The sequence below is a fragment of the Burkholderia crassaminum genome (assembly GCF_964265005.1).
Taxonomy (GTDB): Bacteria; Pseudomonadota; Gammaproteobacteria; order Burkholderiales; family Burkholderiaceae; genus Burkholderia.
Window position 1 is genome coordinate 1,071,545 of sequence record NZ_OZ183799.1, and the last position, 16,010, is coordinate 1,087,554.

The 16,010-nt window shown below is 66.6% G+C and carries 16 protein-coding genes and 1 tRNA gene; 12 read left to right on the plus strand and 5 right to left on the minus strand.

From position 1 onward, the window contains the following. Positions 1-14: 14 nt before the first annotated feature. Positions 15-704, plus strand: a complete 690-nt coding sequence (gene lolA / locus ACPTTF_RS04880) for an outer membrane lipoprotein chaperone LolA (RefSeq protein ID WP_011351257.1) — start codon at positions 15-17, stop codon at positions 702-704. A gap of 188 nt (positions 705-892) precedes the next feature. Beyond that, positions 893-2,203, plus strand: a complete 1,311-nt coding sequence (locus ACPTTF_RS04885; RefSeq protein WP_423370447.1) for a replication-associated recombination protein A — start codon at positions 893-895, stop codon at positions 2,201-2,203. Between the two features lie 37 nt (positions 2,204-2,240). Here ACPTTF_RS04885 and ACPTTF_RS04890 read toward each other — a convergent pair whose 3' ends face one another. Next, positions 2,241-2,507: a DUF2164 domain-containing protein gene (locus ACPTTF_RS04890; RefSeq protein WP_166957311.1), complete on the minus strand. Its 267-nt coding sequence runs from the start codon at positions 2,505-2,507 to the stop codon at positions 2,241-2,243. Positions 2,508-2,770: 263 nt separating this feature from the next. Here ACPTTF_RS04890 and serS point away from each other — a divergent pair, with 263 nt between their 5' ends. From serS to ACPTTF_RS04910, 4 genes are all read left to right on the plus strand, one after another. Then, positions 2,771-4,072: a serine--tRNA ligase gene (serS, locus tag ACPTTF_RS04895; protein ID WP_166957313.1), complete on the plus strand. Its 1,302-nt coding sequence runs from the start codon at positions 2,771-2,773 to the stop codon at positions 4,070-4,072. 136 nt (positions 4,073-4,208) lie between these two features. After that, positions 4,209-4,299, plus strand: a tRNA-Ser gene (locus ACPTTF_RS04900). Between the two features lie 148 nt (positions 4,300-4,447). Further along, positions 4,448-4,759: a phosphatase PAP2 family protein gene (locus tag ACPTTF_RS04905; protein WP_243771676.1), complete on the plus strand. Its 312-nt coding sequence runs from the start codon at positions 4,448-4,450 to the stop codon at positions 4,757-4,759. Between the two features lie 141 nt (positions 4,760-4,900). Further along, entirely contained in the window at positions 4,901-6,436 is a 1,536-nt protein-coding gene (locus ACPTTF_RS04910) for a methyl-accepting chemotaxis protein (RefSeq protein ID WP_423370448.1), read from the plus strand. A gap of 102 nt (positions 6,437-6,538) precedes the next feature. On the opposite strand, the gene ACPTTF_RS04915 is transcribed toward ACPTTF_RS04910, so the two are convergent. Continuing rightward, positions 6,539-7,699, minus strand: coding sequence for an alkane 1-monooxygenase (locus tag ACPTTF_RS04915; protein ID WP_423370449.1), 1,161 nt, complete (start codon positions 7,697-7,699; stop codon positions 6,539-6,541). 669 nt (positions 7,700-8,368) lie between these two features. Here ACPTTF_RS04915 and ACPTTF_RS04920 point away from each other — a divergent pair. The 5 genes from ACPTTF_RS04920 (at position 8,369) to ACPTTF_RS04940 (ending at position 11,537) form a co-directional block, all read left to right on the plus strand. Beyond that, positions 8,369-8,881 carry a GNAT family N-acetyltransferase gene (locus tag ACPTTF_RS04920; protein ID WP_027788116.1) on the plus strand — a complete coding sequence of 171 codons (513 nt, stop codon included), beginning with the start codon at positions 8,369-8,371 and terminating at the stop codon, positions 8,879-8,881. Positions 8,882-9,050: 169 nt separating this feature from the next. After that, positions 9,051-9,833, plus strand: a complete 783-nt coding sequence (minC, locus tag ACPTTF_RS04925) for a septum site-determining protein MinC (RefSeq protein WP_423370450.1) — start codon at positions 9,051-9,053, stop codon at positions 9,831-9,833. 59 nt (positions 9,834-9,892) lie between these two features. Continuing rightward, positions 9,893-10,708: a septum site-determining protein MinD gene (minD, locus tag ACPTTF_RS04930; RefSeq protein ID WP_423370451.1), complete on the plus strand. Its 816-nt coding sequence runs from the start codon at positions 9,893-9,895 to the stop codon at positions 10,706-10,708. A 12-nt stretch (positions 10,709-10,720) separates the two neighbouring features. Next, positions 10,721-10,975 (plus strand): cell division topological specificity factor MinE, encoded by a 255-nt coding sequence (gene minE, locus ACPTTF_RS04935; RefSeq protein ID WP_006400798.1) that lies wholly within the window; start codon positions 10,721-10,723, stop codon positions 10,973-10,975. Positions 10,976-11,135: 160 nt separating this feature from the next. After that, positions 11,136-11,537 carry a YXWGXW repeat-containing protein gene (locus ACPTTF_RS04940; protein WP_166957325.1) on the plus strand — a complete coding sequence of 134 codons (402 nt, stop codon included), beginning with the start codon at positions 11,136-11,138 and terminating at the stop codon, positions 11,535-11,537. Positions 11,538-11,653: 116 nt separating this feature from the next. On the opposite strand, the gene ACPTTF_RS04945 is transcribed toward ACPTTF_RS04940, so the two are convergent. Continuing rightward, the gene (locus tag ACPTTF_RS04945; RefSeq protein ID WP_423370452.1) at positions 11,654-13,204 is read right to left on the minus strand and encodes a chloride channel protein; all 1,551 of its coding nucleotides are present in this window, start codon (positions 13,202-13,204) and stop codon (positions 11,654-11,656) included. Positions 13,205-13,374: 170 nt separating this feature from the next. On the opposite strand from ACPTTF_RS04945, the gene waaC reads away from it, so the two are divergent. Then, positions 13,375-14,373: a lipopolysaccharide heptosyltransferase I gene (gene waaC / locus ACPTTF_RS04950; RefSeq protein ID WP_423370453.1), complete on the plus strand. Its 999-nt coding sequence runs from the start codon at positions 13,375-13,377 to the stop codon at positions 14,371-14,373. 19 nt (positions 14,374-14,392) lie between these two features. Here waaC and ACPTTF_RS04955 read toward each other — a convergent pair whose 3' ends face one another. Further along, positions 14,393-14,572: a hypothetical protein gene (locus tag ACPTTF_RS04955; protein ID WP_060051962.1), complete on the minus strand. Its 180-nt coding sequence runs from the start codon at positions 14,570-14,572 to the stop codon at positions 14,393-14,395. Positions 14,573-14,677: 105 nt separating this feature from the next. After that, positions 14,678-15,988, minus strand: a complete 1,311-nt coding sequence (locus ACPTTF_RS04960; protein WP_423370454.1) for an MFS transporter — start codon at positions 15,986-15,988, stop codon at positions 14,678-14,680. Positions 15,989-16,010 lie beyond the last annotated feature (22 nt).

Sequence of the window (16,010 nt, forward strand, 5' to 3'; positions counted from 1 at the left end):
GAGAAAACCGCAATATGCAGCAACATTCGTTCGCAATGTCCCTTCGTTCGACGCGGCGCTGGCTCGGCGCGGCGCTCGCCGGCGCATCGCTGATGCTCGCGGCGACGCACGCGTTCGCGGGCGGCACCGAGCAACTGAAGGCGTTCGTGTCGCAGGTGCGTTCGGCGAAGGGCGACTTCACGCAGCAGATCGTCAAGGCACCGGCGAAGGGCGCGAGCGCCGTGCAGGCCGTGCCGAAGCCCACCGACAATTCAAGCGGCACGTTCGTGTTCGCGCGCCCGGGCAAGTTCATCTGGACGTACCAGAAGCCGTACCAGCAGGTGCTGCAGGCCGACGGCGAGAAGCTCTACGTGTACGACCGCGACCTGAACCAGGTCACCGAGCGCAAGCTGAACGGCGCGCTGGGCGCGAGCCCGGCCGCGATCCTGTTCGGCAGCAACGATCTCGACAAGAACTACACGCTGCGCGATGCCGGCGAGAAGGGCGGCATCGAGTGGCTCGAGATGCTGCCGAAGGCGCAGGACACGCAGTTCCAGCGGATCGGCATCGGCTTCAAGAACGGCACGCTCGCCGCGATGGAGCTGCACGACGTGTTCGGCAACGTCACGCTGCTGACGTTTACGAACATCCAGACGAATCCGCCGCTGAAGGGCGACACGTTCAAGTTCGTCGTGCCGAAGGGCGCGGACGTGATTACCGGCTGACCGGCACAGCACGCCGCTCTTGCACAACGGGCCTGCCGGCGACGGCAGGCCCGTGTTGTTTGTGGGCGCAGGGCACCTGGCGCGGGCACCAGGCGGGCACCGGGTACGGCGATGCCGTCGCGCGGCTGTCATAATGTCGGGTCCGGCGGCCGGTTCGGCCGCGACCGTTTGATGTGGAGCGAGGGTTCATGTCCGATCTGTTTCAAGTCGAGCCGCGCCGGCCGCTCGCCGAGGCGCTGCGGCCGAAGACGCTCGCCGAGGTGATCGGCCAGACGCATTTGCTGGGCGAAGGCAAGCCGCTGCGGCTCGCGTTCGAATCGGGCAAGCCGCATTCGATGATCCTGTGGGGGCCGCCCGGCGTCGGCAAGACGACGCTCGCGCGGCTCACAGCGCTCGCATTCGACTGCGAGTTCATTGCGCTGTCCGCCGTGCTCGGCGGCGTGAAGGATATCCGCGAGTCGATGGAGCAGGCGAAGGACACGCTGAACCGCACCGGTCGCCACACGATCCTGTTCGTGGACGAAATTCACCGCTTCAACAAGGGGCAGCAGGATGCGTTGCTGCCGTTCGTCGAGTCGGGGCTCGTGACCTTCATCGGCGCGACGACCGAGAACCCGAGCTTCGAGGTCAATTCGGCGTTGCTGTCGCGTGCGCAGGTGTACGTGCTGAAGTCGCTGGACGACGACGAGATGCGTCAGCTGCTGACGCGCGCGCAGGAAATCGCGCTCGACGGCCTCGCGTTCGACGACAAGGCGATCGATACGCTGGTCGGCTATGCGGACGGCGACGCGCGGCGCTTCCTGAACCTGCTCGAGCAGGCGCAGACGGCGGCCACGTCGGCTGGTGTCGCGACGATCGATGCCGACTTCGTCAGCAACGCGATGACGCTGAACGCACGGCGCTTCGACAAGGGCGGCGACAACTTCTACGACCAGATCTCGGCGCTGCACAAGTCGGTGCGCGGCTCGAGCCCGGACGGTGCGCTGTACTGGTTCTGCCGGATGATCGACGGCGGCGCGGATCCGAAGTATCTCGCGCGGCGGATCGTGCGGATGGCGTGGGAAGACATCGGCCTGGCCGATCCGCGCGCGCTGCAGATGGCGAACGACGCGGCCGCAACCTACGAGCGGCTCGGCTCGCCGGAAGGCGAGCTCGCGCTCGGGCAGGCGGTGATCTATCTCGCGTGCGCGGCGAAAAGCAACGCGGGCTACAACGCGTTCAACCAGGCGATGGCGTTCGTGAAGCAGGACAAGTCGCGCGAGGTGCCCGTGCATCTGCGCAACGCGCCGACCAAGCTGATGAAGGAACTCGGCTACGGCCACGCGTATCGCTACGCGCACGACGAGCCGAATGCGTATGCGGCCGGCGAGACTTACCTGCCGGACGGGATGCGCGAGCCGCATTGGTACAAGCCGGTGCGGCGCGGGCTCGAATCGAAGATCGCCGACAAGCTCGCATGGCTGAGCGAACTCGACCGCGAGGCCGGCAAGAAGGACTGATGGCGTAGCGCGGCTCGGCCGGCGCGTTTTCCGCGCGTCAGCGCTTGCGTGCCGGCTGCTTCTTCCAGTAGTCGAACGGCTCCTGATGGCATTCGATGTCGAGTTCGGCGACGCGCGTGTGCATGCTCGACTGCGCATCGGCGATCGCGAGGTTGTAGATCGCGGGGCCGATCTCCTCGACGAAGAAGTGCAGCAGCGCGCCGGCCTGGATGTTGCCGATCGGCTCGTCCATGTTTTCTGTGAAATAGCGTTGCAGTGACGCGATCGCGCGGTCGCGTACGTCCTTGTCCAGTTCGATGGCCATCGGGTTCCTTGGTTAGCGGTGACGTGTGGCGGGCGCCTCGTTCGATGCGCTGCTGCGCGCCCGCACGGGCGTTTCGCGATCCGCGGCGCTTCGATGCCGCGCGATTTCGCGCGTGCCGGCGGGCGAACCTACAATGCGATACTGCCATGGCCGTCGCAACGCGGTCATCGCCCGTTTGCAGCATTGTCCGTCCGGCCGGTGCCGTGGCAGCCCCGCGGTGCGTTAGAATTCCCGTCTTACACAACGATTTTCCAAGTCCTCCCATGCTCGACATCCAGTTGCTGCGCAAAGACCTCGACGGCGTCGCGAAGCGCCTCGCCGATCGCGGCTACACCCTCGACATCGCCGCGTTCTCCGCGCTCGAAGCGGAACGCCGCGCGATCCAGACCCGTACCGAAGAGCTCCAGGCGCGCCGCAACAGCCTGTCGAAGCAGATCGGCGCGATGAAGGGGAAGGGCGAGGACACGTCGGCCGTGATGGCCGAGGTCGGCGGGATCGGCGACGAAATGAAGGCGGGGGAAGCCAAGCTCGGCGACATCCAGGCGCGCCTGTCCGACCTGATGCTGGGCATGCCGAACGTCGCGCATGAAAGCGTGCCGGTCGGCAAGGACGAAGCCGACAACGTCGAGGCGCGCCGCTGGGGCACGCCGCGCCAGTTCGATTTCGCGGTGAAGGATCACGTCGACGTCGGCACGCCGCTCGGCCTCGATTTCGAGACCGGCGCGAAGCTCGCCGGCGCGCGCTTCACGATGCTGCGCGGCTCGATCGCGCGCCTGCACCGCGCGCTCGCGCAGTTCATGATCGATACGCACACGCAGCAGCACGGCTACACCGAGGCATATACGCCGTACATCGTGAACCCGGAAATTCTGTACGGCACGGGCCAGCTGCCGAAGTTCGCGGACGACATGTTCCGTGTCGAGAAGGGTGGCGAGGAGAACAAGGTCACGCAATACCTGATCTCCACGTCGGAAATCTCGCTGACGAACACCGTGCGCGAGTCGATCGTCGAAGGGTCCGCGCTGCCGATCAAGCTCACCGCGCATTCGCCGTGCTTCCGTTCGGAAGCCGGTTCGTACGGCCGTGACACGCGCGGGATGATCCGCCAGCACCAGTTCGACAAGGTCGAGATGGTGCAGGTCGTTGCGCCGGATGCGTCGTACGCGGCGCTCGACGAGATGGTCGGCCATGCGGAAGCGATCCTGCAGAAGCTCGGCCTGCCGTACCGCGTGATCACGCTGTGCACGGGCGACATGGGCTTCTCGGCCGCGAAGACGTTCGACCTCGAGGTGTGGCTGCCTGCACAGAACACCTATCGCGAGATCTCGAGCTGCTCGAACACCGAGTCGTTCCAGGCGCGCCGGATGCAGGCGCGTTTCCGCAACGCACAGGGCAAGCCGGAACTCGTGCATACGCTCAACGGTTCGGGCCTTGCGGTCGGCCGCACGCTCGTCGCGGTGCTGGAGAATTACCAGAACGCGGACGGCTCGGTCACGGTGCCGGAAGTGCTGCGTCCGTACATGGGCGGCATCGAGCGCATCGACGCGCCGGCACAGGCGTCGTAACATCGCGCGCCGGCGATCTCTTGAAGTCCTCGCAAGAAAATTTGCAAAAAGGGCTTGCCACTTTAAAAGAGATCGTTCTATAATCTTTTCTTTCGCGGAAACGACCAACCGCGAAATGCAGTAAAGCAGCAAGGAAGGAGAGGTGGCAGAGTGGTCGAATGTACCTGACTCGAAATCAGGCGTACGGTTTCCCCGTACCGTGGGTTCGAATCCCACCCTCTCCGCCAGAATACGAAGCCCCTTGATCCGGAAGGATCAAGGGGCTTTTCGTTTTGGGTTTGCGGTTCGATGTGTCGCAAGCCGTTGCGGTGGCAACAGCTCGACCTTAGGTGCATCGGATCGTGCCGATGCGATAGCGACCGTGCTCGCTACGACTTGCTGCACAGCGGGCAGCTTCGGCAGTTCTGCCTGCCGGAATCGCAGGGGCTCGTGTCGCTGCCGTCGTTCCACGTGATGCTCGCGCTGCTGCTCGCGTATGTGGTGCGACATGTCCGTCACGTGTTTCTCGCGTCGGTCGTACTGCATGTCGTGATGATCGTATCGACGCCGACGCAGGGCGGTCATTACCTGGCCGACGTGATCGCCGGAATCGTATTCGGCGTGCTGTCGATCGCCGTCGTGCGCCGCCGGACGGCGGGCCCGCGCAGGGCTGCCACAGCCGGACCGTGCGCGGCGCATCCGGCCTGATCGAACCGGCCCGCCCTTGTCGTGCACGTCCGGTCCTTGCCGCTTTCTTCAGCTTTAAGCCCGCGCTTCCGGCGCCGTTAACACGTGGCGGCGGTCGGCGCCCGTGCCGGACCGCTTCGTTCCCCGTCGATTCAAGGTCCCATGAAGCTGAGCTACAAGATTCCCCTCGCATTCGCCGTCGCGCTGCTGCTGATGTTCTGTGGCGCGCTGTACGGTATCCACATTCTCAATCGGTCGATCGATACGTTTGCCGAAGACGTGCAGACGAACGTCGGCGATGAACGGCTCGTGTCGGCCACGCTCGTGCAGTTCAAGCTGCAAGTGCAGGAATGGAAGGACACGCTGTTGCGCGGCAAGCAGCCCGAGAAGCTCGACCAGTACTGGCAGGCGTTTCAGACGCGCGAGCGGACGGTCGATACGCTCGCCGCGCAGCTCGTTCATCAGTTGCCGCCCGGCGAGAGCCGCTCGCTCGTCGAGCAGTTCATGCGCGCACATACGGCGATGGGTGACGGTTACCGGCGCGGGTTCGACGCGTTCAAGGCTGCGGGCTTCGAGCCGTCGGCCGGCGATGCCGCCGTGGCGGGTGTCGACCGTGAACCCGCGGCGCTGCTGGAGCGGGCCGCGAAGTCGATTGCCGACGAGAGTGCCGCCGTGTCCGCGCAGGCGAGCCGCGACGCGCAGCACGCCACTGCCGCGAGCCTCGTGCTGATGCTGGTCGTGCTCGGTGTCGCGATGGTCGGTGCGTTCCTGTTCAGCCGCGCGATCCTGCGTCCGCTCGACCGTGCGGTGGCGTGCGCGCAGGCCGTCGCCGAAGGCGACCTGACGCGCGATGTGGACGCGGCCGGCCGCGACGAGATCGCCGATCTCCTGCGCGCGTTGCAGACGATGCAGACGAGCCTGTCGGGCGTCGTGCTCGAAGTGCGTACGCACGCCGAAGCCGTCGCGACCGCGAGCGCACAGATCGCGTCGGGCAATCATGACCTGTCGGCGCGTACCGAGGCGCAGGCCGCGTCGCTCGAGGAGACGGCCGCCAGCATGACCGAACTCACGGGCATCGTCCGCCAGTCGGCCGAGCATGCGCAGCACGCGGCGCAACTGGCGCACGATGCATCGAACATCGCGGCGGCGGGCGGCGGCGTGATGACGGATGCCGTCGGTACGATGAACGGCATCGCCGACAGCTCGGCGAAGGTCGGCGAGATCATCGCGGTGATCGACGGCATCGCCTTCCAGACCAACATCCTCGCGCTGAACGCAGCGGTCGAGGCGGCGCGCGCGGGCGAACAGGGGCGCGGCTTCGCGGTCGTCGCGGCGGAGGTGCGTACGCTCGCACAGCGCAGCGCCGCGGCCGCGAAGGAGATCAAGGGGCTCATCGAGCAGTCGACGAAGCGGGTCGACGAGGGGGCCGTGCTGATCGGCCGTGCGGGCGAATCGATTCACGAGATCGTCGGCGCGGTGCAGCGCGTCACGACGATCGTCGGCGAGATCTCGTCCGCGTCGCAGGAGCAGAGCGGCGGTATCCAGCAGGTGAACATCGCGGTCACGCAGATGGACGAAGCGACGCAGCGCAACGCCGCGCTCGTCGAACAGGCATCGGCCGCGACGCAGGCGCTGGCCGAGCAGGCGAGCGCGCTGCGGCATGCGGTAGCCGTGTTCAGGTTGCCGGAAATGGCGTGACGGCGGCGCCGTCGCGCCCGGCTTGAACGGAACCGGCGGCCGGCGCGGCGTCGGCTTTCGGCGGCGCGCCGGCGCCAGCCTCCACCGGCCCGCCTCCCGCGATCAAGCTGCGGCCGGATACTGCGCGAGCACCCGGGCGCGGATCGACGGCTTGATGTTCGATTGCGCCATGTCGCCGCCGTAGTGTGCGACGACACGTGGATTCATCACGCGAAACCAGAGCGGCGGCACGTACGCGAACAGGATCATCGTCGCGTAGCCGGCCGGCAGTTGCGGCGAATCGTCGAAGTGGCGCAGTGCCTGGTACGAGCGCGTCGGATTCGCGTGATGGTCGGCGTGCCGCTGCAACTGGTACAGGAACAGATTGGTGACGACGTGATTGCTGTTCCATGAATGCTGCGGCGTGCAGCGCTCGTAGCGGCCGTTCGGCAGCTTGCGGCGGCCGAGCCCGTAGTGCTCGACGTAGTTCACGACTTCGAGCAGCGACGCTCCGTAGATGGCCTGGATCACGAGGAACGGGATCACGACCTTGCCGGCCATCATGATCGCGACGCCCCACACGACGACGGTCATCGCCCATGCGTGCAGCACCTCGTTGCGCCAGGTCCACGGCGAATGCCCGAGCCGTTCGAGGCGGGCCTTTTCGAGCCGCCACGCCGAGCGGATGCTGCCGGTCACGGTGCGCGGCAAGAACGCCCAGAACGATTCGCCGTAGCGCGCGCTCGCCGGATCCTCGGCCGTCGCGACACGCACGTGGTGGCCGCGGTTGTGCTCGACGTAGAAGTGGCCGTATGCGACCGGTGCGAGCGTGATCTTCGCGAGCCAGCGCTCGAAGCGGTCGGTCTTGTGCCCGAGTTCGTGCGCGGTGTTGATCGAGATGCCCGTCGCCGCACCGAGCGACAGCGCGAAGCCGACGTAGTCGTACCACGCGAGCGCGTGCGTACCGACGATCCATACGCACACGAAGAACGCGACGTATTCGACGAAGGTCGCGAGATAGACGATCAACCGGTAGTAGCGCTCCCGTTCGAGGTGCGGCACGACGGCCTCGGGCGGATTGTCGCGATCGTCGCCGATCAGCGTGTCGAGGATCGGGATCACGCCGAACGCGAACAGCGGGCCGAACCACCAGAACACGTGCAGGCCCGTCGACAGCGCGAGCTGGGCGGCGAGGATCGGCAGCGTGATCGTCAGCGCGCCGAGCAGCCACAGGTAACGCTTGCCATCCGACCAGCCCGAAGCCGATCCGTCGGTCATTGCCATTGTCTCCCTCCTGCCTGCCGGCCCGAGGGCGGCCGCCTGTACGGTTGTTCGAATTCTCGTTGGTCCGCGACGCACACGCGGTCGAGCCGGATCGTCATCCGGTTCTGCCTGTTATACGACCCATGCGCACGCTTGCCAAACTCCGGCACTAGGTGCGTGGCTCCAAACGGAGGGGCGCGTGCGGCGCTGGCAGGGAAGGGCTCGCGCATGCTGATTGAAACATGCGGGGAAGGCCGAATCGGCCCGCACGGGCGGCAGGTTTGTCAGACGGATGGCGCGCCGTGATGTGTGCGGGCGTCGGTGCCGCAGGTTCGCAACAAATGTTGCGTCGCAATATGTGCAGGGCGATGGATACCCGTAACGCGCGCCTTTGCGGTTACCAATATTACTGATCATTACGGCTTTCGCGACGAAAGGCGCAGGGTTCGACGGACGATTGCCCCATGTCGCAAGGCGACTGGCGCCATGCGTCGAACGAAGCCGCCGCGGCTGTCGTCCAGCTGCTCGCATCGACGTGAAAATGCTGCACCTGCACACCGGCATCCCGTATGGCCGCCGGCGCTGCCTGCCGCCTTTCGATTCGCGCCGCCATTTGAAAATAACGATTTGACTCATGCCCCGCTTTCGGTTGAAGCTAGTAGCTTGCTGTCCGAAGGGGGCTGTGCCTGCATGAGTTCGACCTTGACCGTTCGTCGTATCGTTGCCGACCAGGGTGGCGTGTATCGCGAACTCCGCGCCGCATCGCTGCGCGAGCCCTACGCACCCGGCGAAGCGCCGGAGGCCGAATTGCTGAACGTCGAAACGGACGCAGCGTCGGCGATTGCCGCGCAGCGCGCCGTGTCCGACGAGTCGACGACATTCCTGCTGTATACCGAAGGCCATCCGGCCGGCATGATCGGCGCGTATTTCGACAATACGCCCGACCGGCGCGCGTTCGTCAGCGAGCTGTGGGTCGCGCACGCGGTGCGTCACCTGCGCGGCGGCGTGCTGCTGCTGGAGACGGCCACCGCCTGGCTCGCCGAGCGCGGTGCCCAGGACGTCTATGCATGGATTGCCGATGCGAACCGCAACGCGATCCGTTTCTACGAGCGTGCGGGTTTCGGCAACACCGGCGAGCACGCACCGATCGCGCGGATGCCCGGCGCGATGAAATCGCTGTACGTGTCGCAGGTGAAGCACTGACGCGACGTCAGAACGCGGCTCGCGCGGCGCGATGAAGGTCCGGTCGCCCGCTTGCCAGCCCGCCTCCCGGTTGCACGCCCGCCCGGGCCGCCGCAACCCGGTTCCCCAAAAATAATGGCCGCGCGCGTGGACGCCTGTAAAATACGCAAAAAATTTTTGCAGAGTGTCCATGTCGCTTAAAAAATCGCCATTCTTCGAGCTGCGCAGCGGATCGGTCGATACGTTGCTGTTCACCGTGAAGACGACCGATCTCGATGCGTTGCGTACCGAACTGGTCAAGCGCTTCGAAGCGACTCCCGAGTTTTTCGCCGACGATGTCGTTGCGATCGACGTCCGCCGTCTGGCTGACGGCGAGCGTGTCGCGCTGGCGGACATCCGCCAGATGCTGAACGACGTGCGGATGCGTCCGGTGGGTGTCGTCGCGCTGGCAACGCAAGGCTGGGCGGGGGAAGCCGGCCTGCCGTTGCTCGAGGCACGCGATCGCCGCGCGCCGGCCGTGAAGCCGGCCGAGGGCGCGGAAGCGTCGGCGGTCGCCGAGGCGGTCGTCGCTGCAGCAGCCGCGGCGGCGCCCGAGCAGGCGTCCGAGCCGGTGCCGTCGGCGTCGAACCAGACGGGGGGCCAGACGCTCGTGATCGACCGGCCGTTGCGTTCGGGGCAGCAGATTTACGCGAAAGGAGACCTCGTGGTGCTCGCGCCGGTCAGTCACGGCGCGGAGATCATCGCGGAAGGCAATATCCACATCTACGCGCCGTTGCGCGGCCGCGCACTCGCGGGCGTGCACGGCAATCACGACGCGCGCATTTTCTGCACGTGTCTCGAGCCGGAACTGATTTCGATCGCGGGTATCTATCGAACAACCGAGAACCCGTTGCCCGCCGAAGTACTGGGCAAAGCGGTGCAGATCCGGCTCGAAGGGGAAAAACTGATGATCGAACCGCTGCGCCTGACGTAACACACGCGGTGCGCTCCGGATCGATCGGCTCTCATTGACGAACACAGGGTATTGGGTAAATGGCAAAAATCATCGTGGTGACCTCGGGCAAGGGCGGCGTGGGCAAGACGACGACGAGCGCAAGCTTTGCGTCCGGTCTCGCGCTGCGCGGCCACAAGACGGCCGTGATCGACTTCGACGTCGGCCTGCGCAACCTCGATCTCATCATGGGCTGCGAACGCCGCGTGGTGTACGACCTCGTGAACGTGATCCAGGGCGAAGCGAACCTGAACCAGGCGCTGATCAAGGACAAGAAGTGCGAGAACCTGTTCATCCTGCCGGCGTCGCAGACGCGCGACAAGGATGCGCTCACGCGCGAAGGCGTCGAGAAGGTGCTGAACGATCTCGCCGCAATGGATTTCGCGTACATCGTCTGCGATTCGCCGGCCGGTATCGAAGCGGGCGCGCTGCACGCGATGTACTTCGCGGATGAAGCGCTGATCGTCACGAACCCGGAAGTGTCGTCGGTACGCGACTCCGACCGCATTCTCGGCATCCTGTCGTCGAAGACGAAGCGCGCGACCGAAGGCAAGGATCCGATCAAGGAACACCTGCTGATCACGCGCTACAGCCCGAAGCGCGTCAGCGAAGGCGAGATGCTGTCGCTCGAGGACATCAGCGAGATCCTGCGCATCAAGCTGATCGGCGTGGTGCCCGAGTCGGAAGCCGTGCTGCATGCATCGAACCAGGGTCTGCCGGCCGTGCATATCGACGGCACCGATGTCGCGGAAGCGTACAAGGACGTCGTCGCACGCTTCCTCGGCGAAGACAAGCCGCTGCGCTTCACCGATTACCAGAAGCCGGGCCTGCTGCAGCGCCTCTTCGGCAGCAAGTAACGGAGGCCGCCCATGTCCATCCTTTCGTTTCTCCTCGGCGAGAAGAAAAAGTCCGCATCGGTCGCGAAGGAGCGGCTGCAGCTCATCATCGCGCACGAGCGCGTTGGCGGCCGGCCGCCGGCCGATTACCTGCCGGCGCTGCAGAAGGAGCTGGTCGCGGTCATCTCGAAGTACGTCCAAATTTCGAACGATGACATCCGCGTGAGCCTCGAGCGCCAGGACGATCTCGAAGTCCTCGAAGTGAAGATCGAGATCCCGCAAGCCTGACGCTTGCCGGTTTCCCACCGCACGGCGGCACTCGCCGCCGTGCGCGTCTTACGCCCTGTTGCACTTTCGGGCACGCCGTAACACGACGTCTGTCGGCCGTTGTCGGTCCTCCCGCATTGAACGAATACGCTCGCGTAATTTGTTCAACCAGGAGGTTGTGATGGCTGTCTCTACTGTTCAACGTCGTATCGTTTCGCTCGCCCTGCTTGCCGCGAGCCTGTCAGCCGTCGTCGCGCCGCTTGCCGCGCATGCGGACGAGATTCTCGTCGGCGCGCCCGTGATCGCGCCGCAGGGCCGCGTGGTCGTCGCCGAGCCGGTCGCCGTGCGTACCGAGGAAATCGTCGTCGTCGCGCCGAATGCGCCGCCGCCGGTGCGCTACGAGGTCGTGCCGGCCACGCGCGTGGGCTACGTGTGGGACCGCGGGCACTGGCACTGGGATCATGGCCGCTATGTGTGGATCGGCGGCCACTGGGAGGCCGAGCGCGTCGGCATGCAATGGGTGCCGGGCCATTGGGACCAGCGTGGTCCGAACTGGTTCTGGACCCGTGGCCACTGGGCGTGATGGAGGCGGGCGATGAAACGAACCGCAATCGCCATCGCGCTTGTCGCGATCACGCTGGCCGGGTGCATCGTCGTGCCGGCGCGGCCCGTGTACTACCGGCCGGCACCCGTCGTGATCTACTGAGCGTCGCGCGGGCCCGGCTGCGCCGGGCCGTTCGTCCCGGCCGCAGCCGGCTCGTCGTCGCGCGGCGCCGGCGTATGCGCTGCGTCTTCGACCGGCGCGGCGGCGGGCGGCGTTGCACCGCGTTCGTCGCGCAGCGTGTCGAGCGGATCGGCGGGCGCGGCGGCCGCATCCTGCGGCTCGGTGACGCCGGTTGCCACCGTCGCGCTCGCCGCGGCAGCCGCAGCCGGTTCCGCGGCCGCGACGGGCGGCGCGAGATAGCGCAGCGCCAGCGTTTCGTAGAGCGGCGGCGCGAAGAAGCGCGATACGCGACTCGATACCAACGCGGTGGCCATCAGCGAAATCACGAGCGCGTGACCGTTGATCATCTCCATCACGATCACGAACGACGTGATCGGCGACTGCGTGACGGCCGCCATATAGCCGACCATCGCGAGTGCGATCAGCATCGGCAGGCTCATGTTGCTGAACACGACGTGCAGCAGGTTGCCGAACCCGGCGCCGATCGACAGCGACGGTGCGAAGATCCCGCCCGGGATGCCCGGCAGGTACGACGCGACCATCGACACCATTTTCAGGAACGGGTAGAACACCGACAGATGCTGGCTGCCGTCAAGCAGGCCGCGTGCTTCGGCATAGCCGCTGCCGAAGGTCGTGCCGCCCGATACGAGGCCGACGACGGCGATCGTGAAGCCGCACAGCGCGGCGAACGCGATCGGCCGCTCGCGATACAGGCCCAGCAGTTGCGCGGGCAGCCAGCGCCCCGTGTTGAGCAGCAGCCAGCAGAACAGGCCGCCCGCGATCCCCGTCACGATCGCAGTCACCAGCACGGCGAGCGCCAGCAGTTTCGGGAAATGGGGGCCGGCATCGATCGTACCGAAATACGTGTAGTTGCCGTTCAGGCCGAGCGCGACGACGCCGGCGAGGATGATCGCGGTGATCAGCACGCCGCTGGCGCGCGCGGAGAAACTGCGCGTCAGTTCCTCGATCGCGAACACGATCCCGGCGAGCGGCGTATTGAAAGCAGCCGACAGCCCGGCCGCCGCGCCGGCGAGCACCAGTTGGCGTTCGATCTGCGCGTTCGAGCGCGGGTAGAAGCGCCGCAGGTTGAACATCAGCGCCGCGCCGACCTGCACGGTCGGCCCTTCGCGGCCGATCGTGAAGCCGCCCAGGATGCCGAGGAACGACACCAGCACCTTGCCGAACAGGATGCGCAGCGTCAGCAGCCGCGAGCCGAACGCGCTCGGGCGCGCATGCAGTGTCGCGATCACCTGCGGGATGCCGCTGCCCTCGGCGCCGCGGAAGAAGCGGCGCGTGATCCATACCGACACCGCGGCGATTGCCGGCGTCAGCAGCAGCGGCAGCCACGCGGCGTGATCGCGCATCGTGCGGAAGGTTTCGTAGCCCCAGTCGATCAGTCGAGCGTAGAGCACCGCCGCGAGGCCGACGACGATCGCGCCCAGCCAGAAGACACCGTACTGGCGCCAGATTCGCAGCGAGCGGCGGGTGAGCGCGGGAAACAGGGCGGGAAGGGCGGGGCGGGGCATCGGCGCGGGCCATCAGGCAAAGGATCGATTATAAAAAAAACCGGGGCCGCGCAACGGGCGACAGCGTTTCGCAAGCTTGTAGCATTTTGTTACAAATGTAATTCAGGGGTAATGCTCGAAGCGGACATCCGTCGTTAGCATCCCAAGATGGCTGGCTCTTCCCCGCAAACGTGAAACGTATTCTCATCGTGAAAGTGACGTCGCTCGGCGACGTCGTCCAGACGCTGCCCGTCGTCGCAGATCTGCATCGCGCCTTTCCCGGCGTAACGGTCGACTGGGCGGTGGACGAATCGTGCGCGGAAGTCGTGCGGTGGCATCCGGGCGTCAGCCATGTCCTTTGCGCGCCGCTGCGCCGCTTCAAGAAGCTGCGCAATCGCGGCGACCTGAAGGCGATCTCGACGTCGATCGGCGCGTTGCGTGCGCACCGCTACGATGCGGTGATCGACCTGCACGGTGTCTACAAGAGCGCGATCATTTCGGTGCTGGCGCGCGCTGCGCGCCGCGTTGGCTACCAGACGCAGGATCTCGGCGAAACGGGCGCCCGTTTCGCGTATTCAGACCGTTTCGGCCCGCGGCCGGACTGCGACGCCTGGCACGGGATGCGCGTGAGCGCGGGCGAGGCGCTCGGCTACGAGCCCGAGGGCGTCGCCACGTACGGCATCGTCCCGCCGCAGGACGTGAACCTGCCGGCGGCCGTGACCGACGGCGCGCCGTTCATGCTGTTGTTCCATGCGACGTCCAACCCCGACAAGAAATGGCCGGCCGACCGCTGGGCCGCGCTCGCCACGCAGATGATGGCGCGCGGCGTGCGCGTGCTGTTGCCGTGGGGATCGGCCGCCGAGCATGACGACGCGCAGGACATCGCCGCACGCGCGCGGGGCGCGGTCGTGTTGCCTGCGATGAGCGTGCGCGAACTCGGCGCGGCGCTGGGCCGGGCCGCGCTCGTGGTAGGCGTCGATACGGGGTTCGTGCACATGGCGCATGCGCTGCAGCGGCCGACCGTGATGATTTTCGTCGCGACGTCGCGCCACCATTGCGGTATCGGTGGCGCACCGAACGCACTGTCGATCGGCGAGCCGGGCGCGATGCCGTCCGTCGAGGAGGCGCTCGACGCGATCGACGCCGTCGGTCCCGCCTACGGCACGTTGCGCACGCGGCTGACCGCCTGACGAAGCGGGGCGGGCCGGTTCAGGCGAGCAGCGCCTCGACCGCGACGACGGCGGCGATCGCCGCCAGATTCGCCAGCAGCGCCTCGAACACGAGGCCGCGCCACGTCTTCGGCCGGAAGCGCAGCGCGAGCAGTAGCGCGCCACCCAGCGCAAGCGCGAGGATCAGGACGAGATCGGCATTGCCGAGGCGGATGTTCATGGCGGCGGCTCCTTCGGAGGCGGGATCCCGGGGGCGCGCAGTGGCGCACCCAGGATCGAGTATAGGCAGCGCCGGCCACCGCACAACCCGGGTCGCCCCGGAGTCTCAGACGAGCGATGCGTCGCGCGTTTCGCGCATCAGCAGCACGCCGATCAGGCTGATTGCCGCTGCGACCGATACATAACCGCCGACCCACGACAGCCCGCCGCGCGCCGCCAGCAGTTGCGCGATATACGGCGCGATCGACGCGCCGAGGATCCCGCCGAGGTTGTACGCGACGCCCGCGCCCGTATAGCGGACGTTGGTCGGGAACAGTTCCGGCAGCAGCGCGCCCATCGGCGCGAACGTCACGCCCATCAGGAACAGCTCGATCGTCAGGAACAGCGCGACGAGCGGCATCGAGCCGCTGCCGAGCAGCGGCTCCATCGCGAAACCCGACAGCAGCGCGGCGATCGCACCCACGACGAGCACCGGTTTGCGACCGAAGCGGTCGGATGCCCACGCGGAAAGCGGTGTCGCGAGTCCCATGAACACGACCGCGAAACACAGCAGGCCGAGGAAGCTCTGGCGCGGAATATGCAGCGCCGACACGCCGTACGACAGCGAGAACACCGTCGAGATGTAGAACAGCGTGTAGCAGACGACCATCGCGAGCGCACCGAGCAGCGTCGGCTGCCAGTGTTGCGTGACGAGTGTCGCGACCGGTACGCGCACGCGCTCGTTGCGGTCGAGCGCGGCCTGGAACGCGGGCGTTTCGGTGATCTTGAGCCGCACGTACAGGCCGAGCGCGACGAGCACCGCACTGACCAGGAACGGGATGCGCCAGCCCCAGCTGCGGAACTGCTCGTCGGACAGCGACAGCGCAAGCGCGAAGAACAGGCCGTTTGACATCAGGAAGCCGACCGACGGCCCGAGCTGCGGAAACATCCCGAACCAGCCGCGCTTGCCCTGCGGCGCATGCTCGGTCGCGAGCAGCGCGGCGCCGCCCCATTCGCCGCCGAGGCCGATCCCCTGGCCGAAGCGCAGTACGCACAGCAGAACCGGCGCGAGCGCGCCGATCGCGTCGTAGCCGGGCACGAAGCCGATTGCGGTGGTCGACACGCCCATCACGAGCAGCGACGCGACGAGCGTCGACTTGCGGCCGATGCGGTCGCCGAAGTGCCCGAACAGGAACGAGCCGATCGGGCGTGCGATGAACGCGATACCGAACGTGACGAACGCCGACAGCGCCTGTGCGGTCGCGGAACCGTGCGGGAAGAACACGGGGCCGATGACGAGCGCGGCGGCCGTCGCATACACATAGAAATCGTAGAACTCGATCGCGGTGCCGATGAAGCTCGCGAACACGATGCGCCGGTGGCTGACGGCGCCGGCCGAACCGGTTGCGTGAGCAACGGTCGGGGGGGATGCGGACATGGATGTCTCCGTTTTGTCGTTG